The 26591-nt window shown below is 64.8% G+C and carries 28 protein-coding genes; 15 read left to right on the forward strand and 13 right to left on the reverse strand.

Annotated features, from left to right (window positions below):
- Positions 1 to 8 precede the first annotated feature (8 nt).
- Genes KXR83_RS02325 through KXR83_RS02335 form a run of 3 tightly spaced genes read right to left on the reverse strand, consistent with a single transcriptional unit; the run spans position 9 to position 2199 of the window.
- On the reverse strand, positions 9 to 665 hold the full coding sequence (locus KXR83_RS02325; RefSeq protein WP_437423412.1) for a hypothetical protein: 657 nt from the start codon (positions 663 to 665) through the stop codon (positions 9 to 11).
- 51 nt (positions 666 to 716) lie between these two features.
- On the reverse strand, positions 717 to 1586 hold the full coding sequence (locus KXR83_RS02330; RefSeq protein WP_437423599.1) for a TIGR03619 family F420-dependent LLM class oxidoreductase: 870 nt from the start codon (positions 1584 to 1586) through the stop codon (positions 717 to 719).
- A 31-nt stretch (positions 1587 to 1617) separates the two neighbouring features.
- A complete protein-coding gene (locus KXR83_RS02335) occupies positions 1618 to 2199 on the reverse strand; it encodes a TetR/AcrR family transcriptional regulator (RefSeq protein WP_437423413.1) in 582 nt (193 codons plus the stop codon).
- 254 nt (positions 2200 to 2453) lie between these two features.
- Between KXR83_RS02335 and exaC the strand changes: the two genes are divergently transcribed.
- From exaC to KXR83_RS02350, 3 genes are all read left to right on the forward strand, one after another.
- Positions 2454 to 3977 carry an acetaldehyde dehydrogenase ExaC gene (gene exaC, locus KXR83_RS02340; protein ID WP_437423414.1) on the forward strand — a complete coding sequence of 508 codons (1524 nt, stop codon included), beginning with the start codon at positions 2454 to 2456 and terminating at the stop codon, positions 3975 to 3977.
- A gap of 53 nt (positions 3978 to 4030) precedes the next feature.
- Positions 4031 to 4441 carry a DUF779 domain-containing protein gene (locus tag KXR83_RS02345; RefSeq protein ID WP_023955191.1) on the forward strand — a complete coding sequence of 137 codons (411 nt, stop codon included), beginning with the start codon at positions 4031 to 4033 and terminating at the stop codon, positions 4439 to 4441.
- A gap of 121 nt (positions 4442 to 4562) precedes the next feature.
- Positions 4563 to 5132: a YdeI/OmpD-associated family protein gene (locus tag KXR83_RS02350; protein WP_437423415.1), complete on the forward strand. Its 570-nt coding sequence runs from the start codon at positions 4563 to 4565 to the stop codon at positions 5130 to 5132.
- Between the two features lie 53 nt (positions 5133 to 5185).
- Here KXR83_RS02350 and KXR83_RS02355 read toward each other — a convergent pair whose 3' ends face one another.
- The 5 genes from KXR83_RS02355 to KXR83_RS02375 form a co-directional block, all read right to left on the reverse strand.
- On the reverse strand, positions 5186 to 5974 hold the full coding sequence (locus KXR83_RS02355) for a YsnF/AvaK domain-containing protein (protein WP_437423416.1): 789 nt from the start codon (positions 5972 to 5974) through the stop codon (positions 5186 to 5188).
- A gap of 207 nt (positions 5975 to 6181) precedes the next feature.
- Positions 6182 to 6631, reverse strand: a complete 450-nt coding sequence (locus KXR83_RS02360) for a nuclear transport factor 2 family protein (protein ID WP_437423417.1) — start codon at positions 6629 to 6631, stop codon at positions 6182 to 6184.
- Positions 6632 to 8437 (reverse strand): N-acyl-D-amino-acid deacylase family protein, encoded by a 1806-nt coding sequence (locus KXR83_RS02365; RefSeq protein WP_437423418.1) that lies wholly within the window; start codon positions 8435 to 8437, stop codon positions 6632 to 6634.
- Positions 8438 to 8571: 134 nt separating this feature from the next.
- Entirely contained in the window at positions 8572 to 9963 is a 1392-nt protein-coding gene (locus KXR83_RS02370; RefSeq protein ID WP_437423419.1) for a glucose-6-phosphate dehydrogenase, read from the reverse strand.
- A gap of 67 nt (positions 9964 to 10030) precedes the next feature.
- The gene (locus KXR83_RS02375; protein ID WP_437423600.1) at positions 10031 to 11290 is read right to left on the reverse strand and encodes an MFS transporter; all 1260 of its coding nucleotides are present in this window, start codon (positions 11288 to 11290) and stop codon (positions 10031 to 10033) included.
- A gap of 76 nt (positions 11291 to 11366) precedes the next feature.
- Between KXR83_RS02375 and KXR83_RS02380 the strand changes: the two genes are divergently transcribed.
- Positions 11367 to 12248, forward strand: coding sequence for a LysR family transcriptional regulator (locus KXR83_RS02380; protein ID WP_437423420.1), 882 nt, complete (start codon positions 11367 to 11369; stop codon positions 12246 to 12248).
- Between the two features lie 89 nt (positions 12249 to 12337).
- A complete protein-coding gene (locus KXR83_RS02385) occupies positions 12338 to 12535 on the forward strand; it encodes a hypothetical protein (protein ID WP_437423421.1) in 198 nt (65 codons plus the stop codon).
- Between the two features lie 64 nt (positions 12536 to 12599).
- On the opposite strand, the gene KXR83_RS02390 is transcribed toward KXR83_RS02385, so the two are convergent.
- The 4 genes from KXR83_RS02390 to KXR83_RS02405 form a co-directional block, all read right to left on the reverse strand.
- The gene (locus tag KXR83_RS02390; protein WP_437423422.1) at positions 12600 to 13409 is read right to left on the reverse strand and encodes an ABC transporter ATP-binding protein; all 810 of its coding nucleotides are present in this window, start codon (positions 13407 to 13409) and stop codon (positions 12600 to 12602) included.
- A 10-nt stretch (positions 13410 to 13419) separates the two neighbouring features.
- Positions 13420 to 14442, reverse strand: coding sequence for an ABC transporter substrate-binding protein (locus KXR83_RS02395; RefSeq protein ID WP_437423423.1), 1023 nt, complete (start codon positions 14440 to 14442; stop codon positions 13420 to 13422).
- A gap of 31 nt (positions 14443 to 14473) precedes the next feature.
- Positions 14474 to 15190, reverse strand: a complete 717-nt coding sequence (locus tag KXR83_RS02400; RefSeq protein WP_437423424.1) for an ABC transporter permease — start codon at positions 15188 to 15190, stop codon at positions 14474 to 14476.
- Between the two features lie 271 nt (positions 15191 to 15461).
- Positions 15462 to 16499 (reverse strand): LacI family DNA-binding transcriptional regulator, encoded by a 1038-nt coding sequence (locus KXR83_RS02405; RefSeq protein WP_437423425.1) that lies wholly within the window; start codon positions 16497 to 16499, stop codon positions 15462 to 15464.
- A 213-nt stretch (positions 16500 to 16712) separates the two neighbouring features.
- On the opposite strand from KXR83_RS02405, the gene KXR83_RS02410 reads away from it, so the two are divergent.
- The 4 genes from KXR83_RS02410 to KXR83_RS02425 are packed head-to-tail and all read left to right on the forward strand — an operon-like array spanning position 16713 to position 21011.
- Positions 16713 to 17870 (forward strand): Gfo/Idh/MocA family protein, encoded by a 1158-nt coding sequence (locus tag KXR83_RS02410; RefSeq protein WP_437423426.1) that lies wholly within the window; start codon positions 16713 to 16715, stop codon positions 17868 to 17870.
- Entirely contained in the window at positions 17867 to 19048 is a 1182-nt protein-coding gene (locus KXR83_RS02415) for a dihydrodipicolinate synthase family protein (protein ID WP_437423427.1), read from the forward strand. The genes KXR83_RS02410 and KXR83_RS02415 overlap by 4 nt, the downstream gene beginning before the upstream one ends.
- Entirely contained in the window at positions 19045 to 19911 is an 867-nt protein-coding gene (locus tag KXR83_RS02420) for a sugar phosphate isomerase/epimerase family protein (protein ID WP_437423428.1), read from the forward strand. Before KXR83_RS02415 ends, KXR83_RS02420 begins: the two co-directional genes overlap by 4 nt.
- Positions 19908 to 21011: a glycerate kinase gene (locus KXR83_RS02425; protein ID WP_437423429.1), complete on the forward strand. Its 1104-nt coding sequence runs from the start codon at positions 19908 to 19910 to the stop codon at positions 21009 to 21011. Before KXR83_RS02420 ends, KXR83_RS02425 begins: the two co-directional genes overlap by 4 nt.
- A 24-nt stretch (positions 21012 to 21035) precedes the next feature.
- On the opposite strand, the gene KXR83_RS02430 is transcribed toward KXR83_RS02425, so the two are convergent.
- Positions 21036 to 21794 (reverse strand): ABC transporter permease, encoded by a 759-nt coding sequence (locus KXR83_RS02430; protein ID WP_437423430.1) that lies wholly within the window; start codon positions 21792 to 21794, stop codon positions 21036 to 21038.
- Between the two features lie 94 nt (positions 21795 to 21888).
- On the opposite strand from KXR83_RS02430, the gene KXR83_RS02435 reads away from it, so the two are divergent.
- The 6 genes from KXR83_RS02435 to KXR83_RS02460 are packed head-to-tail and all read left to right on the forward strand — an operon-like array spanning position 21889 to position 26381.
- Positions 21889 to 22815 (forward strand): ABC transporter ATP-binding protein, encoded by a 927-nt coding sequence (locus KXR83_RS02435; protein WP_437423431.1) that lies wholly within the window; start codon positions 21889 to 21891, stop codon positions 22813 to 22815.
- A complete protein-coding gene (locus KXR83_RS02440) occupies positions 22812 to 23603 on the forward strand; it encodes an ABC transporter permease (RefSeq protein ID WP_437423432.1) in 792 nt (263 codons plus the stop codon). The genes KXR83_RS02435 and KXR83_RS02440 overlap by 4 nt, the downstream gene beginning before the upstream one ends.
- Positions 23604 to 23648: 45 nt before the next feature.
- On the forward strand, positions 23649 to 23945 hold the full coding sequence (locus KXR83_RS02445; RefSeq protein WP_437423433.1) for a putative quinol monooxygenase: 297 nt from the start codon (positions 23649 to 23651) through the stop codon (positions 23943 to 23945).
- Positions 23946 to 24005: 60 nt separating this feature from the next.
- Positions 24006 to 24638: a PaaI family thioesterase gene (locus KXR83_RS02450; RefSeq protein WP_437423434.1), complete on the forward strand. Its 633-nt coding sequence runs from the start codon at positions 24006 to 24008 to the stop codon at positions 24636 to 24638.
- Positions 24639 to 24663: 25 nt separating this feature from the next.
- A complete protein-coding gene (locus tag KXR83_RS02455) occupies positions 24664 to 25773 on the forward strand; it encodes a sensor histidine kinase (RefSeq protein ID WP_437423435.1) in 1110 nt (369 codons plus the stop codon).
- Complete coding sequence (locus tag KXR83_RS02460) at positions 25770 to 26381, forward strand: response regulator (RefSeq protein ID WP_437423436.1); 612 nt, start codon at positions 25770 to 25772, stop codon at positions 26379 to 26381. Before KXR83_RS02455 ends, KXR83_RS02460 begins: the two co-directional genes overlap by 4 nt.
- Positions 26382 to 26591 lie beyond the last annotated feature (210 nt).

Here is a 26591-nt window from a genome sequence, read left to right on the forward strand (position 1 = left end):
TTACGACGCTAACCTGCGACCGCCTGTCCCGCAGGCGCTTTCTGGCGGGGGAGACTCAGAAGGGAGGCCGCCAGGAAACAGAGGGCGCCGATGAAGGTGCCGCCCTGATCAAGGAGTGGGGCGATCGGGGAGCCCGCACTGTTCACGTAGGCGCCCACCGCAGAGAAGCCGAACGCGACGGAGCCCACGGTATTGAGGACGGTCGCGGGCCATGCGGGCGCATCGGGTTCGTCACGTCGTCGGTACAGGTCGGTGGCGAAGACCGCGAGCGCAGAACTCACCAGGAACGCGATGGACCCGTACACGTCGGGGCGCCAGCTGTATCGATCCTGATCCACGATTGAGTGCACGATGAGCGCGGCACCGGTACTGATGTTGAAGGCGATGGTGCCGAAGAATTGGATGAGACCCGACAGCCATTCGGAGACATGGACTTCGCGTCCCACCTTGAGTGATCCCGTGATGGCGGGAGCGGCCCCCAGGTGCCCGGACAGCCGGAATTGAAGCAATGCTGCGGCGGTGAAGAACCACGAGCCGGCGAAAAAGGCGATGTTGGAGGCGGTGGAACCGGCAGCGGCTGTGAACCCCGGCGCCGAGCCCACGGCGAAGGCTGCCGACCCGATGGCAAAGCCCCAGCACTCTGTGCGTACGGGGTGCCGGATCACTCCCGCAGGTTAGCGCGCGGTGTGCCCGGCAGAGCCGAAAACGGTCTGGCGTCAGGTGCCTCGGAGCGGATCTAGGACATCGGTGCGGAACCTCGCCATGTCCTCGACCTTCTGTTCGGTGGTGGCGTCGGGTCCGCTGTAGAACATCCAGGGCATCGTCAGCACGTGGGTGATGCCGGAGTGCGCCGCCTGGCGATAGTCGTCCGGAGTGATCGCATCGATCAGCGGGGCGATGATGGTGAACGCCGTCTCCGCCCGGCCCACATCGCTACGCAGGGAATGCAACCGCTCGGCCACGTCGGCCGCTGCGGCAGTGGTGATGAGGTCGCCGACCCACCCGTCGTAGTGCGCCGCACGCTTGAGGGCGCGGTCGGTGAGGCCACCGACGAAGACAGGTATGTGCGGGGGCGTCGGTGACATCTCGACCCGCGGGGTCGTGTAGTCGTCGCCGTCGAATGTGGTCCATCCGGGAGTCCACAGATCTCGCATCAGGCTGACCATCTCGTCGGTTCGCTTACCCCGGCCGGCGAATCGTGCACCGAGCAAGTCGAACTCGTCCTTGCTCCATCCGACTCCGATCCCGAGTTCGAGGCGCCCGCCGCTGAGTGTCGACGCTGTTCCGATGGCCTTGGCGGCTGTGAAGGGGTCGCGCAGTGCTGGGATGTAGACGGTCGTGACAAAGCGAAGTGTGCTGGTGCACTGAGCAAGACCGCCGATGAGCACCCACGGATCGGGCCAATCGGTGAACGGCTCCCAACGGGTCTTGCCATCACGCGTGTACGGGTACGGGGTTGTCAGTTCGGCGAAGTCCACGACGTGGTCGGGAATGCCGAGGCCGTCGAACCCCAACCGGTCGGCAGCCTTCGCGATGGCGAAGGTCTCGGCGATCGGGAGGTACGCGGTGCTGATGTAGAAGTTCAGGTCGGCGCCGTCGATGTGCGGCGCGGTGCGCTCAGCCATTGTCGGCCCCGGACAGAACGAACTCCGAAGCCCGGATCAGCCGCTGCGCCATCGTCTCGTAGGAGATGTAGCCCATACCCGAATGCATCATCGCGCCCGCCACGGCGATGTTCAGCGCGTCGAGTCTGGCAGGCGTGTGCATGTCGCCGAGAGCGTGGGCGAGGCGCTCGGCGATCAACTCTCCTGCGCTGGTACGTAATCGGTTCACATCGGGGTCGTCGCTGAGCATGGCGGCCATCGCGGCGACGCTCAACGCGGGCTCGGCGGACAGAAAGGTCGCGAGGCCGGTGAAGGTTCGCTCGAGCCGGGACGTCGCGTCGGCCCCGACGAGTGGCTCGGCGCACCACCGCTGGAGTCTGCGATGGAACGCCTCCGACACCAGATGCGGCTTTGAGGCGAAATAGCCGTAGGCGGTTGCGTGGGTGACACCGGCCCGGCGGCATACGTCGCGCATCGCGAGGTGGTCGTAGCCGACCTCCCGAAGCGCCTCGACGGCGGCGTCCACGAGCCGGTCGGCGGTCTCACTTGGTCTACCGGCCAGCGATCGGCGTCCTGACCTGGATTGTTCGAGCATCGTGCTCCTCGACTACGGGTGGAGTCAGCTTGTGGACAGGGTGCGGGTCGCGACGGCGACCGTCTTTCGCACCTTACACGTGTCAATACATGTGTAAGGCGGGATGTCGAAGAGTCGATCCTCGCTGGTGGAAGGGCTGATTTCTCGTTGCAACTCTGATGCAACGGCACCGGTCATAGTGTGTGCCTTACGTCACACGTGGCCGCCCTGCGGGGGCGGGTCACGAGGGCCACCACAGGTAACAGAGGAGCATCATGACCGTTTACGCCAATCCCGGAACATCCGACGCAGTGATGAGTTTTGAGTCGCGCTACGAGAACTGGATCGGTGGCCAATGGACAGCACCGGTCAAGGGTCAGTACTTCGAGAACCCGTCGCCCGTCAACGGCAAGACGTTCTGCGAGGTCGCCCGGTCCACGTCCGAGGACATCGATCTGGCCCTCGACGCAGCCCACAAGGCCGCCCCGAATTGGGGTCGTACCTCGGTTGCCGAGCGGTCGCTGACGCTGCTGCGGATCGCAGACCGGATGGAAGAGAATCTCGAGAAGCTGGCCGTCGCCGAGTCGTGGGACAACGGTAAGGCCGTTCGCGAGACCTTGGCCGCTGACATCCCGCTGGCGATCGACCACATCCGCTACTTCGCCGGAGCGCTTCGCGCCCAGCAGGGATCGATCTCCGAGATCGACGAAGACACGGTGGCCTACCACTTCCATGAGCCACTCGGCGTTGTCGGCCAGATCATTCCGTGGAACTTCCCGATCCTGATGGCCGTCTGGAAGCTCGCTCCCGCGCTGGCCGCCGGAAATGCGGTGGTGCTCAAACCCGCCGAGCAGACACCGGCTTCGATCCTCTACTTGATGAGCCTGATCGCCGACCTGCTCCCGGCCGGCGTGCTGAACATCGTCAACGGATTCGGTGTCGAAGCGGGCAAGCCGCTGGCCTCGAGCAACCGGATCCGCAAGATCGCATTCACCGGCGAGACCACCACGGGTCGACTGATCATGCAGTACGCGTCGGAGAACATCATCCCGGTGACCCTCGAACTCGGTGGCAAGAGCCCGAACATCTTCTTCGCCGACGTGATGGCCCAGGACGACGGCTTCCGCGACCGCGCGCTCGAAGGCTTCACGATGTTCGCCCTGAACCAGGGTGAGGTGTGCACGTGCCCCAGCCGTGCCCTGATCCAGGACTCGATCTACGACGACTTCATCGATCTCGCGGTGGAGCGCACCAAGAAGATCAAGCAGGGCAACCCGCTCGACACCGACAGCATGATGGGCGCCCAGGCGTCCAACGACCAGTTCGAGAAGATCACGTCGTACCTGTCGATCGGCAAGGAGGAGGGAGCCAAGGTTCTCACCGGCGGCGAGCCGCTCGAATTGGACGGCGATCTGGCCGGCGGCTACTACATCAAGCCCACCATCTTCGCCGGCACGAACCGGATGCGCATCTTCCAGGAGGAGATCTTCGGCCCGGTCCTGGCTGTCACCAAGTTCTCCGACTATGCCGACGCCATGCAGATCGCGAACGACACCCTGTACGGACTCGGTGCCGGGGTGTGGACCCGCGACGGTGCCACCGCCTACCGCGCAGGCCGCGAGATCCAGGCCGGCCGGGTGTGGACCAACACCTACCACGACTACCCGGCTCACGCGGCCTTCGGCGGCTACAAGCAGTCCGGCATCGGACGCGAGAACCACCTGATGATGCTCGAGCACTACCAGCAGACCAAGAACCTGTTGGTGGGTTACGCTCAAGAGGCCAAGGGCTTCTTCTGATCGAAGCTTTTCCTCAAGCGTGACAAGAGATTTCATCAGGAAGTGAGTGTGTGATGACTGCACCGGAACGGGTCGTCGCAACTGACTCCGCCGTGGAGCTCCTGACCAAGCTGTCGGAGCTCCACGGCGGCCTCATGATCCACCAGTCCGGTGGATGCTGCGATGGATCGGCCCCGATGTGTTACCCCGCAGGAGAGTTCCGCGTCGGGAGCCGTGACGTGCTGGTCGGAACGCTCGACCTGCCCGAACCCCTACCGGCGGTGCGGGTATGGATCAACGGCGATCAGTTCGAACTGTGGAAGCACACGCAGCTGATCCTCGACGTCGTCCCCGGACGTGGTGCCGGGTTCAGCCTCGAAGCGCCCGAGGGTGTCCGATTCCTCTCGCGTTCACGAGCATTCACCGCTGACGAGAACTCCGATCTCGACGCCGCTCCACCCCTGCGCGGCGCAGAGGTCGGCTGACCCGACCAGGGTCACCCCGCCCGCTCCGGACATCTCTGACGGCCGCCACTGAAAGAGATGACCGGGGCGGGTGTCTGGCGTTTCGGCGGCCCCCAGATGGACCCGGCGCTACGCTACCGACATGGCAGACATCCAGGCACCGCAGTTGCATCCGGCGGATCTGGCCGAATGGGGCAGGTGGCTGGCAGACCACCACGCAACGTCGTCGGGTGTGTGGCTTGTGTTCTGGCGCAAGGGATCCGGGCAGCAGCCACTCGACTACGACGAAGCCGTTCGCGAAGCGCTCTGCTGGGGATGGATCGACGGCCACACCCGGACGATCGACGACCACCGCCGGGGCATGTGGTTCACGCGCAGGGGACGCGACAGTGCGTGGGCGGCGTCGAACAAGGCGCGGGTCACCGACCTGATCGCTCAGGGTCGGATGCGACCTCCGGGGCAAGCGGTCATCGACGACGCCAAAACCCGCGGGCTGTGGAATCTGCTCGACGATGCCGAAGCGTTGGTCGAATCACCGGAATTGGCAACAGCTCTCGATGCCGATCCGGTTGCGCGCCGGAACTGGGATGCGTTCCCGCCCAGTGCTCGTAAGTTCGGGCTCTCGCAGATCGCGTTCGCCAAACGCCCGGAGACCAAATCCAAGCGCATCACCGCGATTGTCCAGAAGGCCGCTCGGAACGAACGGCCGTGACACGGCTGTGCGCCGCCATTCCCGTCCAGGAAATGGCGGCGGGAGCCGGACCGCTAGCGCTTCTTGCCGTCTTCGTCGACCTCGACGCGCTCTTTGCGAACCTCGTCGGTGACCGTGGCCTCGTCGGACACCGTCTCGGTGTTCAGCCGGACACGTTCGACAGCCTCGACGTCTTTCTCCACCACGGGCTCTTCGCTGTGGAGGACCACCTCGTGCTCTTCCTCGCTGATGGCGGGGCCATCATGGGCGGCGCCGCGGTTGGCGTCGGTGATCGGCTCGCGCTCGAGGCGTACCTCTTCGTGGCTGACCGGCACCGTCTTGGTGACGTTCTCGGTGACGACGTACTTGCGCAGTCGCGCACGGCCGGTCTCCCGCTGGGTTGTCCCGACACGCACCTTCTCTTCGGAGACGGTCATCGCATCGTCCGTGGTGGGACCCGAAGTATCATGTCCGACAACTCCTTTGCCGGAATCATGCGTCTTGCCCGCGGTGCCGACGGGGCCCGCATCGACGCCGCCGGTTCCTGCCAGACCGTAGTACTCGTAGAGCCGGTCCTCTTCGGCCGGCGACAGGTTGCCGTCGGGATCGACCCTCGGGGCGTCCTTGATCTTGTCCTTGTCGTAGTTGATGGCGATGTCGTTGCCCTGCACGGTGGCATCAGCGAGAGGCGCAAACGACTCGGATGTGCCGAACAGGCCCGTCTTGACGGTCACCCACGTGGGCTCGTCGGTCTGGTTGTCGAGGTAGATCTGGCCGATACTGCCGATCTTGCCGCCGCTCGCGGACACGACGTTTCCGCCGCCGCTGGAAAGTTTGCTCACTTGGTTGCTGGTAATGGTCACGGTGTCTCCTAGTAGTACTCGGATTGAACGGCGATTTGCAGTCGCAAATGCAGCTCTATCGAACGTGTGCCCGTGATCATCAACACTAAAACATTTGGGATTAAGGATAATTAGACAGGTTGTCCGATTTATCCACCGCCGAACGCGGTGCCACATCGGCGCCCGCCACGGTCACTTCGAGGCCGGGCGTCTGCCGCTCAGGCCGACTCAGATGACGCCGGTCGCGTCGTACATCCACGACATGTCGGCGGAACTGAAGTTCTCCAACCAGTTCGGTGGCGCGTGACTCGCCAGGCCACCGAAGTCCCAGTAGTCCTTCCACAGGGTGATGCGTCCATCGACAACCTTGTGCACGGTGACAAAAGCCAGGGTCGCGGTTTCGCCGGTGGGCCAGGTCCAGGTCTCGGTGTGCTCGTACATCACGTCCTGGCCGTTCTCCACCAGTAGGCCGTCATGATTGACGTAGTCGGCCAGGCTCTCCAAGCCGATCTTCAGGCGCTTGACGATGTCCTCGGGCCCTCGGGCGGCAGCTGCAGGCCCCACCGGCATGTCGACGTATATGCAGTCGTCGGACACAAAACCCTTGATTGCCTCCCAGTCGCGTCGGCTCAGAGCGGCCCACAGGCCGAGAACTACGGATTCATTGGTGCTCGTCACTCATACCCCTTGAGGTGTTGGATGGGCGGATCGATCGCGGAGCGACGGTGTCGGGCTGTCACCGGTTCGGGTACGTAGAAAGCGCCCAACCCGTTTGATACCGAGAACTGCTGTGGGTGAACCGTTCTCGAACACCAGCTCGCCGTTGACCATCACGGCGGACACGGTCTCGTCATTGCGGTTGACCATTCGTGACAGGCCGCCGAACTGCTCGAGCCTTGATTCGCTGTAGGCATCGACTTGCTCGTCGAGGTGGTCGGGGTCGAGAACGAGGAGGTCTGCCCGGTCGCCGATGCGCAGGTGCCCGGCATCGATGTCGTACCAGTCGGCGAGCTCACCGGTGAGCCGGTGCACCGCGTGTTCGATCGTCATGAACGGCGTACCGGCCTCTGCCGCTGAATGAACGTGCCGCAGCAGCCGGAGCCCGAAGTTGTAGAACGCCATGTTGCGCAGGTGGGCGCCGGCATCGGAGAAACCCAGCTGAACACCCGGTTCCACCGCGAGTGTCTTGAGGAGCTCGGGGCGATGATTCGAAATGGTTGTGCGCCAGCGCAGTTGATTGCCATGCTCGACGACAAGATCGAGGAACGCGTCGACGGGGTGCAGTCCACCGCGGTCGACACCGACCTGGCCGAACGATTTGCCGACCACCGAGGTGTCGGGGCATTCGACGATCTCGGCGTCGAAGAAGTCTCGATGCCACACCCGGGGGCCGTACTTGCGTCCGTAGTCCTTGCGGAACGCGCGCCGGTAGTCCTCCTCTTGCATGAGCTTGTTGCGGTCGACCTCGGTCTGCAGATGCAGAGCTGCCGCACCCGAGCCGAACTCTTCGAACACCGCCAGGTCGATACCGTCCGCATAGACCTCGAAGGGGACCGGGAGGTGTTGCCAGCGGAAGTTCCCGCCGAGTTTGTTGATGAACCGTGCGATCGGCCCCATCGCGTGGATGACCTCGGGGCGAGCCTTGATGTCCGCCGCCGAGAGCAGACTGGTCTTGAGCTGGCGGCGTCGACCCAGGCCCAGGGAACCGAACGCCTGGGAGAGCACGTTCCATGGCCGCGAGATGTCGGGCCCGGTCTGCAGAACCCGACTGCGGGTGCGCAGGATGGCACCCAGCCGACGGAGTTCCGGCGCCTTGGCGTAGGTGGAAGGCAGCGTGCGAGAACGGCACACCTCTCCGTCCAGCTTGTCGAAAAGCAGCTGCTGCGAGGACATTCCGACAAAGCCGGCGTCCAGTGCCTCGTTGAGCATCCTCTCCATCCGGAGGAGCTCTTCGGGTTCGGGGGTCACCTCTTTGCGGGTCGCCCGGTCGAGGCCCATCGTTGCCGCCCGCATGTCGGAGTGTCCGATGAACGCGGCGAGGTTGGGCCCCAGCGGAAGCGATTCGAGCGCGTCGACGTACTCGGCGGCGCTGCGCCAGTTCTTGCGGCTGTCGACGTTGGCGATCACATGTCGCCGCGGGATCGCCTCGACGCGGCCGAAGAGATCGCCGGCCACCTCGGCTCCGATGTGGATCGTCGACAGTGAACACGAACCCAGCAGAACGGTGGTCACGCCGTGCCGCAGCGACTCGCTCAACGCCGGCCCACCGAGAACCTCGACGTCGTAGTGGGTGTGGATGTCGACCATGCCGGGCAGCACCCATCGGCCGGTCGCGTCGATCACGGTGGGGCAGCCGGCCGGATCCAGCGGCTGCGCGCTGACCGCGACGATCCGGCCGTCACGGATGCCGATATCGGCGATGGACGAAGGGGCGCCGGTGCCGTCGAACCACCGACCGCGGCGGATCAGTGTGTCGTAGGTCATAGTCGGATGTAACCCCACCGATCAAGGCGCGTCAACAGTGGGCCTTCTGCCGTCGAATTCCGTTGGCATAGTGCAAATGCCGTCTACGGAACCACGTGCCCGGTCCCGCCGTGAACTGGTGGGGGCATCACGCGTCAGTCGAAGATCCACCCGCAGGGTCCGACGAGTTGATCGGCAGCACTCGGACCTGCCGACCCCGGTGAATAAGGCTGTGGCACAGGAGGGTTGTCGAGAACAGGGGCCGCGACCTCCCAGACGTGTGCCAGACCGTCCGGCCTGGTGAACAGGGAACGATCACCGCGCAAGACGTCGAGGATCAACCGTGAGTACGGGGCGAGGCCATCGGCGACGCTGTCGAGGGGGAGCGACATGTGTCCGACGGACAGGGACGTGCCCGAGCCCGGTTCCTTCACGGTCATCGCCATGTCGATCGACCCGTCGCCCTTGAGGTCGAAGGTCAGTACGGTGCCCTCCGGTGGGAGGTGTTTGATCGGCCCGTCAGGGCGACGGAACACGAGGCTCACCCGCTGGGCACTGCGGTTGAGCATCTTGCCCGTGCGCATCACGAACGGCACGTCCCGCCAGCGATCGGTGTCGACCCACATGCGTGCCGCCACGAATGTCTCTGTCTGGGAGTCGTCGGCAATTCCTTCGGTGTCCCGGAAACCTTCGTATTGGCCGTAGACCACCTCGGCCGGATCAAGCGGGCGGAAGGCGGCGATCACCGACTCGCGCGCGCCCTGCAGATCGTCGGCGTCGAGGCTCAGCGGCGGCTCCATCGCCACTTCCGCGGCCACCTGGAACAGGTGCGTCACCACCATGTCGAGAAACGCCCCGGTGGCGTCGTAGAAGACCGCGCGGTCATCGATGTCCAACGTCTCGGGGACATCGATCTGTACCTGCTCGACATGCTCCCGGTTCCACACGCCGGCCACCATGCCGTTGGCGAACCGGAGTACATGCAGGTTCTGGGTGCTCTCCTTACCCAGGAAGTGGTCGATCCGGTAGACCTGCTTCTCGTCGAACACGTCGTGCACGGCCACATCGAGCTTCCGGAAGTCGTCCGGTGAAGTGCCGAAAGGCTTTTCGTACACCACGCGTGCGCCGTCGGCGAGACCGTGTGCTCCGAGGGCGGCCGTGTAGTCGGAGAAGGTCGTGGGCGGCAGCGCGATGTAGTGGACCAATTGGATCTCGCCACCGAGTTGTCCGCGCAGGTCGTCGATCACGCTCGGCAGATCGCCCGGGTCGTCCACGGAGAAACCGCCTCCGGCGAATCGGACGTTCTTCGCGAAATCGGCCCACCGGGTCTCGTCGGGTGCTGCATCGAACTCTGTGACCGACTGCCGCACGTGGTCGCGGAACTCGTCGTCGGAGCGATGGCCACGCCCGTTGCCGATCAGCGCCCACGTGTCGGGGAGCAACCCTTCGCGGGCCAGCTCGTAGAAGGACGGCAACACCATGCGTTTGGCGAGATCGCCTGTGGCACCGAATAGAACGAATACAACCGCGCTGCTCTCATCGGGCATGTGGGTGAGCTCCTAGGGCGACGACTTTCCGATGGTTTCCCCGAGTCTAGGTCAGCTCTCGATGAGCTCAGGCGATTTCGCCGGTGACCGCCGGCCTGGTGATCGACCGCAGCAGGACGGCGGTGAGCACGGCCCCGGCGATCAGAAACGCTGCCACGTAGCCGGCCAGGGCGATCCAGCCTCCCATTGCGAACGCGAGGCCACCACAAGCCCCGACGATCGAGCTCCCGAGGTAGTAACCGAGTAGATAGAGCGAAGAGGCCTCGGCTCGGTGATCAGTGGCCCGGGCACTGACCCACCCGCTGGCCACCGAATGAGCCGCGAAGAACCCGGCGGTGAAGAGGAAGATGCCCGCCAGAACCGTTGGCAGCCAATCAGGAACGCTGAGCGCCAACCCGGCCACCATCACGCACATCGCGGTTACCAGCACGCGTTCCCGTCCCCACGAATCCGACAACCTGCCCGCCACCGCTGAGGAGGCGGTTCCGGCGAGATAGAGCAGGAACACCAGTCCGGCCAGAAGTGCCGGTAGATCGAACGGGTCTGCGAGCAGGCGGTAACCGAGAAAGTTGTACACCGTGACGAACCCGCCCATCAGCACAAACGCGAGCCCGAACAAACACAGGAGCGGGACGTCGCGCAGGTGGATGGCGAGGTTCTGTATTGTCCGCTTCGGCGAGATCGGTTGTGGTCGATACTGTTTGGACGGCGGCACCAAGCGCGAGAAGGTCGCTGCGAACACAAGTGCAACGGCGGAAGCAACCTCCAGCGCCCACTGCCACGCCGTGAAGTCGACCACGAGGGTGGGGATCAGGCGTCCGGTCAGGCCTCCGATCGTGGTGCCGGAGACGTAGATCCCCATCGCCGTGCCCAGCGATCGGGCGTCGATCTCCTCGGCGAGGTAGGCCATAGCCACAGCGGGAACTCCTGCGCAGAGGATTCCCTGGACGGCGCGTCCCGCCAGCAGCAGTTCAAACGTCGGGCTCCACGGCAGCACCACGCCCAGCGCAGCGGCCGAGACCGCCGACACGGTCATCACCCGCACTCTGCCGAAACGCTCCGACAGCACGCTGGCGGGCACGATCGCCACGGCCAGAAGACCCGTGGTGACGGAGACGGCCAGTGCCGAGACGGCCGGCGACACCCCGTAGTGGTCCGAGAACATCGGCAGCAGACCCTGCACGTAGTACAGCGTCATGAACGTCGCCATCCCCGCGGTGAACAGCGCGAAGGCAGTCCTGCGGTATCCGCGCTGGCCGGTCCGATATCCGGCGCGGGGCGGGATCGGGCGGGGAGGGCTGATCGGCGAGCGGGTCACCGAACCCAGGTTTCCACCAGTAGGTCGCGAGTGGAAATGAATCATTTGGTGCGTTGTAATGCACCTAACGCATAAGGAGGCTCGCATGGCTGACGCCTGGTTCATCACCCTCGCGGAACTCGAGAACACGTCCGCGGCGGCTCGCAAGCTGCATCTGACGCAACCCACGTTGTCGCGGATGCTCGGCAGGCTCGAACGAGAGCTCGGGGTGGACTTGTTCGACCGGCACGCCAAGCGTCTCCGGCTCAACGCCTACGGGCAGATCTACCTCGGGCATCTGCGCCGGGCCGTCGCCGAGATGGACGCCGCTCGCCACGAGATCGCCGACCGAGCCGGCCCGGTCGAAGGGTCCATCGACCTGGGCTTCCTGCACTCTTTCGGGGTCTGGCTGGTGCCGACCCTGATCGGGGAGTTCCGGCGCCAGATGTCGTCGCGGGTCGCCTTCACCCTCACCCAGGGTGCAGCTGAATCCATCCTCGACCGGGTGGTCGCGGGGCCGGCCGACCTCGCCATCGTGTCGCCGCGACCACGGAGCAACGATGTGGGGTGGGCACCGATCATGCGTCAGCGCCTGGCGCTTGCGGTACCGGCCGACCATCCGTTTGCGGTCCGCGACGAGATCGCCATGACCGAGGCGCGCGACGAGTCGTTTGTCGCGATGGGTCCGACGTTCGGTATGCGACGCATCCTGGAGGAACTGTGTGCTGAGGCGGACTTCCGTCCGCAGATCACCTTCGAGGCCACCGAGCTGGGGACGGTCGCAGGCTTTGTGGCCGCGGGCCTCGGGGTTGCGGTGATACCGGTCGAGGACAACCCGCAGCTGCCCACCGGCCTCACCCTGCTCCCGCTGACCGGTGACCGCAGTTCGCGCGACGTCGGGCTGATCTGGCATCGCGACCGCGCGATGACTCCGGTTGCCAGACGATTCCGCGACTACGTGACCGAATGGGCGGCCGATCGGCGGTGAAGCGCCGCTTCGTCCGCGCCTCTGTCGGGCAGTTCGGGAAATTTACGGCCGAGCGTTTTTCCGGACCATTCACTGGGTAGGGGAATTCCATGACCGAGATCGGAGAGCCAAGCGAAATCCAGCCCGTCGAAGATGTCCTCGAACAGCAGCAGGACGTTGATCCGGAGCAGGCCGACGTTGCCGAAGATGCCGGTGGCAGTGGCCCGCTCGACGCGGATCCGGCCGATGTCCAGGAACAGGAACAAGTGGTGACCGCACCGCTGGAAGACGAGTACCGCGAGGACTGACCGGACCAGCGAAGCGACCCGTCCGAATGGAGTGGCGGGCAGCGCGTGCGCTGCCCGCCTCCGGTCAATCGGCGCTGGTCGTTGCTCCGAGGAGGTCACGCACCCGGTTGGCCACCGCGATGAACTCGGGTCGCTCCATGGTCGCGCTGTAGTCGCGCTCCGCCGGAAGGTCGACGTCGAGGATCTCAACGATCCGACCGGGCCGCGGACTCATCACCACCACTCGATTGGCGAGATACACGGCTTCGGCGACCGAGTGGGTCACGAGCATCACGGTGGTGCCGGTCTCCCGCCAGATCCGATGGAGTTCGACGTTCATGCGCTCCCGAGTGAGCGCATCCAACGCACCGAAGGGTTCGTCCATCAGCAGCACCTCGGGCTCGTGCAACAGCGCCCGGCACAGGGAGACACGTTGCTGCATCCCACCGGACAACTCATGGGGGAGCGCGCCCTCGAAACCGGTGAGTCCGGTCATCTCGATGAGCTGATCGGCCTTCGCCGCGGCAGCCCGCTTGTTCATGCCGCGCATCTCTGCCTGGATCAAGATGTTCTTGCGAACGGTCCGCCACTCGAGAAGGGCCGCCCGCTGGAAGACATAGCCGATGCCTCGCTGCGGGCCTTTGACCTCGCTACCGCGCAGCCGCACACTGCCGTGAGATGCGTTGGTGAGTCCCGCAACCACCTTCAGCAGGGTCGACTTTCCACACCCGGACGGTCCAGCGATCGAGACGAACTCGCCTTCTCGCACGTGCAATTGCACGTTGTCGAGTGCGGTGACGTCACCGCGTTTCGAGGAGAAGTGCACGCTCAGGTTCTCGACGGACACCGCCGCATCCGTGACGGTGTTCGTGGGCTCGATAGTGGTTGCATTCATCGTCGCTCACTCACTTGGTATCGGTGGGGGTGAAAGCCGAATCCCAGTACTGGGAGGGATCTCCGGCGTTCTCGAGTAGGCCCGATTCGCTGAGTACCGCAATCGTCGCGGCCCAATCTTCATCGGTGTTGACTCCGGGTGCCTCACCCTTGGTGTTGGCGGTCGAGAGCAGCGGAATGGTCTCGGTCCACTGCTGCAGCAGAACTTCCTTCGGCGGCATCTGGGGATCCTTGCCCTCCATCGCGGCTACTGCTGCCTCGGGATTGGCCGCGGCGGCGGTGAAGGCTTCGCTGGTGGCGTCGACCATCGCCTGCACCAGTTCGGGTGAACCCTCGATCGTTCCGGTGTTGGCGATCAAGCCGTTGCTGTAGAAGTTCAGTCCCACATCGGAGTATCGGAGGTAGCGCATGTCGCGCCCGCTCTTGTTCGCGATGGTGGGGCCCTGGTCATGCGCGAATCCGATGAGCCCATCCACCTTTCCCGACAGCATGGCCGCAACCTTGCCGGCAGCGTCGAGGCTTTGCTGGTTCACCTGGTCGGCGGGCACACCCGCCTTCTCCAGGTAGATCGGGAATGTCGTGGTCGGGGCATCGCCTGCCGACACGGCAATCGTCTTGCCTGCGAGATCAGCGGGTTTCGTGATGCCGGAGTCGGCGTAGACCTGTACAGCGGATGGCGTCGTCTGCAGGAACACCCCGACGCTCTTGATCTTGACGCCTTTGCCGATGTTGCTCACGACGGCGGGAGTGTCGGCCCAGCCGAAGTCTGTCTGGTTCGAGCCTGCGGCCTGTGCAGTCTTGGTCGACCCCTGCCCGGCCTTGATCGTGAGGTCGATTCCGTGCTTGGCGAAGATGCCTTCCTGTACTCCGTAGTAGAACGGTGCGTGCTCACCGTAGGGATACCAGTTGAGCATCAGCGATGTAGCCGTGGCCTGACCGTCTTCTCCGGGCTTCTTCTCGGCTGCTCCACCACCGCAACCGGCGAGCGCAAGTGTTGTCGCAATGGCAGCGATCACAAGGGTTTTGAGTTTCATCGTCATTCTCCGTTGAGTGAGGTTCGGGTGTTCAGACGGCCGCTGCGCCGACAGAGGCGGTGGACCGGCGGGATGCATGCCATGGGATGAGCAGCTTCTCGGCGAGTTCGATGATCATGAAAAGGATGATGCCGAGCAGCGACATGATGATCAGCGCCGCGAACAGCATTGCGGTGTCGATGTTTCCGTTGGCCTGCAGGATCACGTAGCCCAGGCCTTCATTGGCGCCGACGAACTCGCCGACCACCGCACCGGTCACCGCGAGTGTCGCAGCGATCTTCAGCCCCGACAGGAGCTGCGGGAGTGAGGCAGGAAAGCGCACCTTGGCGAAGGTCTTCCAGCGTCCGGCACCCATCGTGGAGGTGAGCTCGACGATCTCCGGATCCACCGATCGTAGGCCGGCCATTCCGGAGATCACGATGGGGAAGAACGCCATGAGTACGGCGACAAGGATTTTGGGGCTGGGTCCGAAACCGAGCCACACCACGAACAACGGTGCGATCGCGATCTTCGGGATGACCTGTGCGAAGAGGATCAGAGGGTACATCGTCTTCTCGACGCTCGGAGAGTAGAGCATCATCACCGCGACTGCTTCGCCGATCACGGCGGCGATGAGGAAGCCGGCGACGGTTTCGTAGGTGGTGACCCAGGTGTGGGTGGTGAGGTACGAAGCGTTGTCCACCATCGTCTGCCAGGTGTCGCCCGGCGACGGGAGGATGTACGGCGCAACCAGTTCGAACTTGGTCACCGCCCACCATGCGGCGACGAGCACCGCAACCAGGGCAAGTGGCCGCCATAGGCCGGACCAAGTATTTCGGAACGAGGGAAACCGTCGGTGACGCGTCGGCGTAGGGGGTGACGCCGGCAACGCAGCGGAACGGACCTCGACCGACGTTGTTACCGCCATGAGGAGTCCTAAAGCTAGTAGTGATGCAGACCGGTGTCTGCGGGAATGCGCTTTCCGAAGCTTGGGTCAACGTAATGTGATGGCGACCACACTGTCAATAGCTGACCTTGAATCAGCTGATCAACGCGCTGCTGTGGCGCAAGATCACGTTGCCTGGAACGAATTCGTGTGCGCATTGCACGGTGGCGGCATCATCGAGCGCGAGATCTACCGCACGCCGGCCGATGTCGACCAGCGACAGGGCGACCGTGGACAGGCTGGGGACGTGATCGCGCAGGGTGGGGATGTCGTCGAAACCGGCGACGCAGATGTCTTCCGGCACACGGAGTCCCAGCTCGCGCCATGCTGCGATGGCACCGATTGCCATCACGTCGGTGACCGCGAAAACGCAGGGCGGCGGAACGCGAAAGCTCTGCGTACCCAACTCCAGCGCCGCGGCGAGTCGTCGTGCCGCGCTGTATCCCCCGTCCCGCGAGAAGTCCCCGGAAACCTCGATGATGGGGCTGAGTCCGTGCCTGCTCAGGGTGTCCACAAATCCGTTCCGGCGGTCGACAGACGTGCGGATGTTGCCCGGCCCGCCGATGATCGCGAATGTGCGGTGTCCATGCTGGTAGAGGGCCTCGGCCAATTGCCCTGACGCCGACCAGTTCTCCGGCTCGACGGCGGCTCCGAACGACAGGGGCTGGCCGATGACAACCACCTTGCCGCCGTTCTCGCGATAGACCGCGAACTCCTGCTCGAGGTCGCGGTCGAGGTCTCCGCTCTGGCGGGACCCGGCCAAGATGATGGCGTCTGCCCGGTGGGAGATGAAAGTGCTGACCGACTGACGCTCGACATCGAAATCGCGTTCGGTGCTGGCGAGCAAAACCAATTTTCCCGCTGCCCGGGCCTGAGCCTGAACGCCGCGGACGATGGAGGAGAAATACGGGTCGGCCACATCGTGCACCACCAGGCCGATCAGTCCGGTCGATGACCGCGCCAATGCCTGGGCCTGCGCGTTTGGCACGTAGCCCAACTCGGCGGCCGCGGCGCGAACGCGGTCAGCCACACCCACACCCGGCACGCGCGATGACCCGTTGAGAACACGCGAAGCGGTCGCCTGCGAGACGCCCGCGGCTGCCGCCACGTCTTGCAGTCTCACCGCCGCCATGTCAACGACCTTCCGGCTGTACATCGGTTCGATGTGCCTATTGACCAATCGATGAGAGCAGCATAGCTTGGAAAGCGCATTCCGAAGCTGAGTTGTGAAATCCACGCGGGTGACCTTTGCCGCCCATGTGCTCCCATCCATCCCTTTCAGCTCTGCCGCGCCCCGAGCCCGGCCCTCGATCGAGCATCGGCTGTTCAAAGAAAAGGCATTCTCATGTCCACCTCCACTCGTACCCTGCGTATCGCCATGAACGGCGTCACCGGCCGCATGGGTTACCGCCAGCACCTCATGCGATCGATACTTCCCATTCGTGACGCCGGCGGGCTGCTCCTGGCCGACGGCACTCGCGTCCAGCTCGAACCGATCCTCATCGGGCGCAACGAGTCAAAACTTCAGGAACTGTGCGCTCTGCATGGCATCGCCGAGTACAGCACCGACGCAGCGGCGGTGATCCATGACCCGCGGACCGACATCTACTTCGATGCCCAGGTGACGTCGCGGCGTGCCGAGGCCTTGTCGGCAGCAATGAAGGCCGGCAAACACATCTATACCGAAAAACCTACCGCCGAGACCCTCACCCATGCTGTCGAACTCGCCCGCATCGCGCAGAATGCCGGGGTCACGGCCGGTGTTGTTCACGACAAGCTGTATCTGCCGGGACTGGTCAAGCTGCGCCGCCTCGTCGACGAGGGGTTCTTCGGCCGCATCCTCTCCCTCCGTGCTGAGTTCGGCTATTGGGTGTTCGAGGGCGACAGCCAACCGGCGCAGCGTCCCAGCTGGAACTACCGTGCCGAAGACGGTGGCGGCATCGTCGTTGACATGTTTTGTCACTGGAACTACGTCCTCGAGAACATCCTCGGCAAAGTCGAGTCCGTCACAGCCAAAGCTGTCACCCACGTCCCCGTTCGATGGGACGAAGACGGCAACGAGTACCCGGCCACCGCCGACGACGCCGCATACGGGATCTTCGAGATGGAGAACGGCGTTGTGGCACAGATCAACTCGTCGTGGACAGTGCGGGTTCATCGCGATGAGCTGGTCGAATTCCAGGTGGACGGCACGCATGGTTCGGCTGTTGCGGGATTGCGAAACTGTGTCGCCCAACACCGATCCCACACACCCAAACCCGTCTGGAACCCCGACCTGCCGGTGACCGAACCCTTCCGGGACCAATGGCTCGACGTGCCCGCCAATGCCGACCTCGACAACGGGTTCAAGCTGCAATGGGAAGAGTTCTTACGAGACGTCATCGCCGAGCGTCCGCATCGGTACGGACTGTTGTCGGCAGCCCGCGGTGTGCAACTGGCCGAACTCGGCCTGCGGAGCTCGGCCGAGGGCCGCCGTCTCGCCGTGCCGGAGATCACGCTGTGACCGTCACCGATGCGCACCTGTCCATTGCTCTGCCGGGCAGGGGCAATCATGTGCTCGCCGAACCCGGGGAATGGACGAAGCCGTCATCGCCCATCATCTCTCGCAAGGTGTACGCCGCAGCCCATGTGATTCCTCGCGTGACGGCAGACAACACACCCGGTGCACCCGCTGACATCGACTGGGAGGCCACGCTTTCCTATCGACACGAGTTGTGGTCGTACGGGCTCGGGGTCGCTGATGCAATGGACACGGCGCAGCGGGGCATGGGCCTCGACTGGTCGGCGACTGCCGAGTTGATCAGACGATCGGGTGCCGAGGCGACCGCCGCCGGGGGCATGCTCGCATGCGGTGCGGGCACCGACCAGCTCGACCTCGACGCGCTGCCATCGGGAGCCGCCGGTCTCACCGCAGTCCTGGACGCCTATCGCGAACAGATCGCCGTGGTCGGTGAGTCGGGCGCCACGATCATCATCATGGCGTCGCGGGCACTGGCTCGGGTGGCGCAATCGCCCGACGACTACGTATCCGTGTACACCACGCTGCTGTCCGAGGTGGATTGTCCGGTGATACTGCACTGGCTCGGCACCATGTTCGACCCTGCGTTGCAGGGCTATTGGGGCAGTGACGACGTGGAGGAGGCGACGGCCGTGTTCCGTGGGCTCATCGAGGCCAACAGCACGAAGGTCGACGGCGTCAAGGTCTCCTTGCTCGATGCGCAGCACGAGATAGCGCTTCGGCGCGCGCTACCGCCGAACGTGCGGATGTACACCGGCGACGACTTCAACTACCCGCGGTTGATCATCGGTGATGAACATGGTCACTCCGACGCTCTGCTCGGCATCTTCGCGGGTATCTATCCGGCGGCATCCACCGCTCTGCAGGAGCTCGACCGCGGGAATGTCCGACGCGCAGAACAGATCTTGCGGTCCACCGAGGACCTCGGTCGCCACATCTTCACTTCGCCTACCTACTACTACAAGACCGGAATCGCGTTCCTGTCCTGGTTGCGGGGGAGACAGTCCGGGTTCTCCATGGTGGGCGGGCTGGCCTCCGGGAGAAGCGTGGAGCATCTGACGACCTTGTTCGTCCTGGCCGACAAGGCGGGGTTGCTCACCGACCCGGAGCTGGCAATTCATCGGATGGGTCTGTACCTCGAACTGAACGGAGTCCGATCGTGACGACGACCGCTGTACAGACGTCTCGCTACGACCTCGACAATCCCTACGCGACACTGTCTTTGAACACCAAGACCGTCAACTCGTGGACCTTGGCAGAAGCTGTGGACGGGGCGGCCAGTGCAGGCCTCGGCGCAGTCGGTCTGTGGCGAGATCGGGTACAGGAGGCCGGCGTCGCCTCTTCGGCGAAGCAGATTGCGGACGCGGGCCTTCGGGTGTCGAGTCTGTGTCGGGGCGGATTCATGACCGGCGTGCTCGATGACGGTCTCGACGACAATCGTCGCGCACTCGATGAGGCTGCCGAACTCGGGGCTCCCGAGCTGGTGATGGTGATGGGCGGTCTGCCGGACCGCGATCTCATCGGGGCACGCGCGCGGGTGGAAGACCGTCTTGCGCAGCTGGTTCCGTACGCGATCGACCGTGGTGTCCGCATCGCGCTCGAGCCGTTGCATCCCATGTTTGCTGCCGATCGAGCGGTGATCTCCACCCTGGGACAGGCGTTGTCGATGGCATCACCGCACCCCGTCGAAGCCGTGGGAGTTGTCGTGGACACCTTCCACGTATGGTGGGATCCGGAGCTGTACAACAAGATTCGCGAGGCCGGGGTCCAGGGCAGGATCAGCTCCTACCAGGTGTGTGACTGGTTGGTGCCGATGGAAGCCGACCCCTTGCTCTCGCGCGGAATGATGGGCGACGGAGTCATCGATTTCGACACCATCGGAACGTGGGTGCGAGCGGCCGGCTACCAGGGCGATGTCGAAGTGGAGATATTCAACGAGAAAGTGTGGTCAACCGACGGCCACCAGGTGATCGAGGAGATGAAACAGCGATACCGCGATCTCGTCTTGCCACCGCTGGCCGGATGAGAGTTCTGGTCGCGCCCGACTCGTTCAAGGGATCGCTCGGCGCGGTGGACGTTGCGCAGGCCTTGAGCAGAGGTTGGGCCCGGGCACGCCCGGGTGACGAACTCGTCCTCATGCCACAGGCTGACGGCGGTGAGGGAACGCTTGCGGTAATTGCTCAAGCGGTCGGAGATGCCACGTGGTGTGCCCACGACACCGCAACCGGTCCCCACGGGCGTCCGGTGTCAGCCCGCTGGCTGAACATGCCTGACGGTCGCGCTGTGGTTGAGCTCGCCGAGTCGTCGGGAATCGCCTACCTCGATCGGCTTGACCCACTCGGCGCGACGTCTCGCGGACTCGGCGAGGTGATCCGGCGCGCCGACTGTTCGAGACTGACTGTGGCGCTGGGCGGTTCCGCCTCGACGGACGGAGGATTGGGTGCTCTACGTGCGCTCGGCCTCGAGGTCTTCGACCGGGCAGGCAGGCCGGTTCCCGAAGGCGGGGCAGGTCTCCTCGTCGCGGCACGTGTCGACACGTCTTCGTTACTCAGTCCACCCGCCGACGTCGAGCTGCTTGTCGACACCTCCGCAGTGCTGCTCGGTCCGGCGGGAGCGGCGAGCGTGTTCGGGCCACAGAAAGGCGGCGATGCACGGATCGTTGAAAAGCTGGATCGGGGACTGCGTCGATGGGTGGATCTGCTGGGCGACGCCGGTCTCGCCGCCGATCCGACGATGCCCGGAATGGGCGCGGCGGGGGGCGTCGCATTCGGCCTGGCGGCGGCGTGGCGAGCGCGGATCACCCCAGGTGCAGCGCGGGTGTGCGGCCTGACTGGTCTCACGTCGGCCGCGCCGAAAGCGGATCTGATCATCACCGGCGAGGGCAGGTTCGACCACACATCGCTCACCGGCAAGATCGTTGGGCACATCGTCTCCCTCGCCGCTGGAACCCACGTCTCGGTGGTGGTGGTTGCCGGCCAGGTCGACGCGGGCATCGACGTGCCGACCTATTCGCTGACGGAGATGGCAGGTTCCACAACGCAAGCGATGAAGGCCCCGTCGTACTGGCTGACCGAAATCGGCCGACGAGCTGCTCAACGCGCAGACGAACTCGTGCACCGGGCGTGACCCGACTCGACGAGACTCATTCGCTCACCGTCGTGCCACGAGCACACCCCGCGCGACCAGATCGGTGGTCGCCACCATCGCGCACGAACTCACCGCCAGGATTGAGATGAGCACGAAGAGCTGCATGACAGCGGCATCGGTGGTGGACGCGCCGCCCAGCACCATTCCCACGAACGCACCGGGAATGGTGACCAGCCCGACCGTCCGGGTCTGGTCGAGGGCGGGGACCAGGGCCGTAGACGCGGCGGTGCGGCAGATCTCCATCCGCGCCTGATGAGTCGACAGCCCGAGCGACATCGCGGCCTCCACCTCACCGCGTCGCGACGTCAGTTCGTCGAGGGCGCGGCGACCAGTCAACGAGGTGGTGTTCATCGCGCCGCCGATCATGATTCCGGCGCTGGGTATCAGCGCGAGACCGGTTGCGGGTAACACGCCCACGACGATCAGTGCGCTCACCACCACAACTGATGGTGCGGCGACCGGCAGCAGTAACCGAGCGGTCTCGGACACCGTCGGACGACGGCCGATCACCCGGCCCGCCGCCGTCCAGGCGGCCACCAGAGCCATCAGCACCACGAACCCTGCGGACAACCAGATGTGGCGGACAAGTAGTCCCAGCACCACCGCCAGCAGACCGAGCTGAACGGCCGCACGCACCGACGACCAGGCCACGGCGCGTTCGTGTCCGGTGCGGCCCAGATAGGTGACCGCGACCGCCACGGCGGCCAGCAGCACCACAGCGACGGCCAGCGCCGGCCCGATTCGGACGACCGTGTCGGACAACGGGATCGACCTCCTGCCCAGATGACATCTGTCATGCCGATCTCGTGACATTAGCCGTGGGTGACGGACCGCGGTGGCCCGCAGGCTGTAAACCATGAACACAACGGCGCTCGAACTGAGCGGATTGACAAAGACATTCGACTCGGCGGGCGGGCCTGTGCGCGCCGTGGACGGCATCGATCTGCGTATCGCGGCCGGCGAGATGGTCGCGTTTCTAGGGCCCAACGGCGCAGGTAAGACCACAACCATCGACATGATGCTGGGACTCTCGACACCCGACTCGGGAACGGTCAGCATCTTCGGCCAGAACCCGGTGACGGCCGCCGGCGACGGACGGATTGCTGCGGTGCTGCAGACAGGCGGGTTGCTTCCCGACTTCACCGTCGCCGAGACCGTCCGCATCGTCGCAGGAACGTTCGGCGACGCTGCGGCTGCCGCAAAGGTCATCGAGCGCGCGCAGCTGACCGGGATCGCGGACCGCAAGGTCTCGAAATGCTCTGGTGGCGAACAGCAACGACTCAAGTTCGCGCTGGCCCTGTTGCCCGACCCGGACCTCATCGTGCTGGACGAACCGACGGCAGGCATGGACGTAGAGTCTCGACGGTCCTTCTGGGCGACGATGCGTGCTGATGCCCGCCGGGGCCGCACGGTGGTGTTCGCCACGCACTACCTCGAGGAAGCGGATGCTTTCGCCGACCGCATCGTGATGGTGGCCAACGGGCGCATCGTCGCGGACGGTTCGGTTGCGAGTATTCGCGCGCAGGCCAGTGGGCGCAGCGTCTCGGCCTTGATGTCGCCGAGCGACGTCGCCCGGACACAGGCCGCGTTCGGAGGTCTCGCCGAGGTCAGCGAGCGGGGCGGACGGACGACTATCCACACCGACGAGTCAGATGACCTGGCTCGCTTCCTTCTCACGCAGACAGGTGCGCGCGATGTCGAAATCGGCTCCCGCAACCTCGAAGACGCTTTTGTCGCACTCACCTCGGACCACGGCCGGACGCCCGAAAGGATCACCCTGTGACCACCCTGACCGACACTCACACCGCGTCGCCCCTCCGGGGCTTTTCGACCACGTACATACGCCTCGACCTGCGGCGGGTGCTGCGCAACCGGCGGGCAATAATCTTCACCCTGGCCATCCCGACGCTCATGTACGTGATCTTCGGGGCCACCACCGACTACGGCAGCGGCCGGATCGGCAGTGCCGACACCGCGGCCTACGTCATGGTGCACATGGGAATCTATGGAGCGATCCTCGCGACAACCACCACCGCGGCCTCGGTGGCCTCCGAGCAGCAAGCCGGGTGGACGAGGACGCTGCGTATGACGCCCCTGACACCCCTGGGATACGTGATGTCGAAAGTCGCGGTGGCTCTGGCGGTCGCGGCGATGCCCTTGGTCTTGCTCTCTGCGGTTGGCCTCGCCACCGGAGCCAGCGCACCGGCAGGCCAGTGGGTGTTGTGTGTGGTGCTCGGCTGGCTGGGCTCCGCCGTGTTCGCGGCATTCGGCCTGGCAGTGGGCAGTGCCCTTCGATCGGACGGGGCGACTCAGGTGCTCGGCGGTGTGCTGACCCTGCTGGCCTTCGCCGGCAACCTATTTGTGCCGCTCAAGGGCGCGATGCTGACGTTCTCGATGTTCACCCCGATGTTCGGCGTGAGCACGCTGGCGGGATACCCGATGACCGGCGGTGACACCGTCTACGGCGAGCACATCTCGCTGTGGGTCAGTGTGCTGAATGTCGCGGTCTGGGCAGCTGTCTTCGGGTTCGCCGCAGTTCGCTGTTACCGGCGGAGCACTGCCCGCCGGTGAGTAGTTTGATCAGGACACCATCAATGCACAGAATCGGAGACCGCGATGTCGTTGACCGCCCTGCTCGAAGTGACCTTCAAGCCCGAAGCCCTGTCAGACGCCAAGGCGCTGATGACAAAGGTTCTCGCCGACACGCGTGCGTTCGACGGGTGCGAGGGCGTCGAGGTGCTGGTCGACAGCGCTGATCCAAATCACTGGATGATCGTGGAGCGTTGGGAATCGGAGAAGCACGACGCTGCCTACCGCGAGTTCCGGGCAGGTCCGGGTGCCATCACCGAGCTGGGCCCACTGCTTGCCGGCGCTCCCGGCCTGACGAAGTACGAGACAGACGCCGGCGTGTAGCCCGTAGGCGGCGCCGATCGATGCTGGACAGCGAAAACGGAAACGTGTTCTAGTTCTCCGATGGTGCAATTTCTGCAGGAAGATTTGAGCGACGAGGAGATCGCGCGGTTGCGCGGGGTCTTCGAGCCGCTCGCGGTGGCGGTACGAGACCTCGTGGACGCGACGATCCGTACGACGGTCGACGAGGAGACCATACGCACGGTTCAGTCACAGATCGAGCAGGCCACCGCCCAGCTGAGGACCCAGCAGATCGACGGTGCCTACGGCGTCCGGGTAACGCCCTCGGGAATGTCGATGCCGTGGGGCAACGCCGTCGTCGGAGTCCGCAATGCCGTGGCCCCGCCCTTGAAGATCCACCACGACCGGGAGGGCGAGGCCTGGTCTGAGTTCCACCTCGGCGCCGCATACGAGGGTCCGCCGGGAATGGTCCATGGCGGCGTGTGCGCCATGGTTCTCGACCACATATTGGGAGAGACCTCGAGCCACGGCAAGCGGACGAAGTTCACCGGCACCATCGAGGTGAAGTACCTGCGGGCGACCCCGCTGGGTCCGGTGCGTGCCGACGCCTGGATCGACCGGATCGAGGGAATCAAGACCTACGTCGTGGGCACCCTGTCCGACCAGGACGGTGTCACCGCCGAGGCACGTGGGGTGTTCATCGTCCCGAAGTGGGCTCGCGAGCCCGGTGAGTAGACACATCGAGTAGAACGGGAGCGAGTTGTCCGCCATCTCCAACCGGCTCACCGCATGGCGTGATCTGCGCTGGGCCTTCGCCGCTGTGTGGTTGCTCTTTCTCGCCTATCCGGTTCTGACCGTGAGTAACTCGAACACGATGAGCACGGCCGAGCGGATCTACACCCTGGTCCTGCTCGGCGGGTTCGCGGTCGGGTATCTCCTCACATGCGTCTACGTGCTGTTCGGGGCGTCGCGCCATTCGGACCGGAGACGGGCAGCACCGGCGGCGTTCGTCGCGCTCGCCGTGTTGGCCGCGGCGACAACGGTCACCCTCGACCAAGAGGTGTTCGCGCTCGCCCCCTATCTGATGGCCGTCGCCGCACTGTCTTTCGCAATACCGGTGGCGGTGGCCATCTTTGTGCTCCTCACCGGTTCGGCGGTGGTGATGCCGGAGATCGTCGACGGCTGGGAGCTCGACACGGGCATCGTGGTGATGCTGTTGGTCGTCGGCCCGACCGTGCTCGCGGTGAGGATCTTGCGCGCCCGCGAAGAGCTGCGTGAGGAGTCCGAAGCGGCGAAGCGCAGCCTCGACGAGCAATTGGCCATCGTGGCCGAGCGAGAGCGTGTGGCTCGAGACGTCCATGACATCCTCGGGCATTCGCTGACGGTGATGACGGTGAAGTCCGAGCTCGCGGGCCGGTTGATGGATGTCGATCCGGTGGCGGCAAGAGCCGAACTTACTGACCTGCAACGTATTTCGCGCGAAGCGCTCGCCGAGGTCCGGACCACCGTGGGGGGCCTGCGGTCGCCAGATCTGGCGACAGAACTGCTGGCCGCCGACACGGCCCTCACCGCTACCCGGATCGCTGCCGATCTACCTGCTGACGCCACCGTCGCCGCACCGGAGAATCGGGTGCTGTTCGCGTGGGTACTGCGTGAGGCGATCACCAACGTCGTACGTCATTCCGGAGCGACGACCTGCCGGGTGCGCTTGCAGCCCAACGCGATCGACATCGTCGACGACGGGGTCGGGCTCGACGGCTCGGTGTCGGGCAACGGGCTCCGCGGGCTACGTGAACGAGTCCAGGCCGCGGGCGGCACCCTGACCCTCGGCGGCGACCACGGCACCGAACTGCGAGTGTTGGTCCCATGACCGAGATCCGGCTACTCCTCGCAGACGATCAAGCGCTCGTGAGGGGTGCCCTGGCGGCCCTGCTCGACCTCGAATCCGACCTGCGGGTGGTCGCTCAGGTGGGGAGGGGTGACGAGGTTGTGGAACATGCGCGCGCTGCCGAGGTCGATGTCTGCCTGCTCGACATCGAGATGCCCGGCGCCGATGGCATCGAGGCGGCCGAAGCGTTGCGCCGCGAACTCCCGCACGTGCGCAGTCTGATCGTCACCACCTTCGGCCGACCCGGATACCTGCGCCGGGCGATCGAAGCGGGAGCCTCGGGATTTGTCGTGAAGGACACACCGGCGGCCGAACTCGCCGATGCGGTGCGGAAGGTTCACGCCGGCCTCCGCGTGATCGACCCCACCCTGGCCACCGAGAGCCTCACCACCGGACAGAACCCACTCACCGAGCGCGAGCAGGACGTACTCCGCAGTGCACTGGGCGGAGCGACGGTCGCGGTCATCGCCTCCCAGGTACATCTGTCCCCGGGCACGGTCCGCAACTACCTTTCGAGTGCAATCGGCAAGACAGGAGCGGGTACGCGGGCCGAAGCCGCTCAGATAGCCCAACGACGCGGATGGTTGTAATGGCTGTTCAGAGATGGTTTGACGGTCATCTCGAAGTCGTGGCACACTCGCGATTTCAATACGGCGCGGGTGGCGTGAGAAAATGATCTGATGCCTGAAGCAGGAGTGATCCTCCATGCGGTGGGCAAACATGATCCGCGGTCAGCAATGGCGCTGGCCTCGGTGCACGGAAATGCTGCTCAGCAGCGCTGTATGCGCAGGTGAGAGCGG

Origin of the sequence: Williamsia muralis, assembly GCF_051487485.1 — a bacterium.
GTDB classification, from domain to species: Bacteria; Actinomycetota; Actinomycetes; order Mycobacteriales; family Mycobacteriaceae; genus Williamsia; species Williamsia muralis_B.

What these genes read in the sequence shown, in the direction of transcription:
- KXR83_RS02405 (WP_437423425.1), bottom strand. Translation starts at nt 16,499, where the DNA reads ATGGCGGCGGTGAGACTGCAAGACGTGGCGGCAGCCGCGGGCGTCTCG.
- KXR83_RS02425 (WP_437423429.1), top strand. Translation starts at nt 19,908, where the DNA reads ATGAGAGTTCTGGTCGCGCCCGACTCGTTCAAGGGATCGCTCGGCGCG.
- KXR83_RS02370 (WP_437423419.1), bottom strand. Translation starts at nt 9,963, where the DNA reads ATGCCCGATGAGAGCAGCGCGGTTGTATTCGTTCTATTCGGTGCCACA.
- KXR83_RS02365 (WP_437423418.1), bottom strand. Translation starts at nt 8,437, where the DNA reads ATGACCTACGACACACTGATCCGCCGCGGTCGGTGGTTCGACGGCACC.
- KXR83_RS02395 (WP_437423423.1), bottom strand. Translation starts at nt 14,442, where the DNA reads ATGAAACTCAAAACCCTTGTGATCGCTGCCATTGCGACAACACTTGCG.
- KXR83_RS02380 (WP_437423420.1), top strand. Translation starts at nt 11,367, where the DNA reads ATGGCTGACGCCTGGTTCATCACCCTCGCGGAACTCGAGAACACGTCC.
- KXR83_RS02460 (WP_437423436.1), top strand. Translation starts at nt 25,770, where the DNA reads ATGACCGAGATCCGGCTACTCCTCGCAGACGATCAAGCGCTCGTGAGG.
- KXR83_RS02345 (WP_023955191.1), top strand. Translation starts at nt 4,031, where the DNA reads ATGACTGCACCGGAACGGGTCGTCGCAACTGACTCCGCCGTGGAGCTC.
- KXR83_RS02385 (WP_437423421.1), top strand. Translation starts at nt 12,338, where the DNA reads ATGACCGAGATCGGAGAGCCAAGCGAAATCCAGCCCGTCGAAGATGTC.
- KXR83_RS02445 (WP_437423433.1), top strand. Translation starts at nt 23,649, where the DNA reads ATGTCGTTGACCGCCCTGCTCGAAGTGACCTTCAAGCCCGAAGCCCTG.
- KXR83_RS02350 (WP_437423415.1), top strand. Translation starts at nt 4,563, where the DNA reads ATGGCAGACATCCAGGCACCGCAGTTGCATCCGGCGGATCTGGCCGAA.
- KXR83_RS02390 (WP_437423422.1), bottom strand. Translation starts at nt 13,409, where the DNA reads ATGAATGCAACCACTATCGAGCCCACGAACACCGTCACGGATGCGGCG.
- KXR83_RS02410 (WP_437423426.1), top strand. Translation starts at nt 16,713, where the DNA reads ATGTCCACCTCCACTCGTACCCTGCGTATCGCCATGAACGGCGTCACC.
- KXR83_RS02335 (WP_437423413.1), bottom strand. Translation starts at nt 2,199, where the DNA reads ATGCTCGAACAATCCAGGTCAGGACGCCGATCGCTGGCCGGTAGACCA.
- exaC (WP_437423414.1), top strand. Translation starts at nt 2,454, where the DNA reads ATGACCGTTTACGCCAATCCCGGAACATCCGACGCAGTGATGAGTTTT.
- KXR83_RS02450 (WP_437423434.1), top strand. Translation starts at nt 24,006, where the DNA reads ATGGTGCAATTTCTGCAGGAAGATTTGAGCGACGAGGAGATCGCGCGG.
- KXR83_RS02435 (WP_437423431.1), top strand. Translation starts at nt 21,889, where the DNA reads ATGAACACAACGGCGCTCGAACTGAGCGGATTGACAAAGACATTCGAC.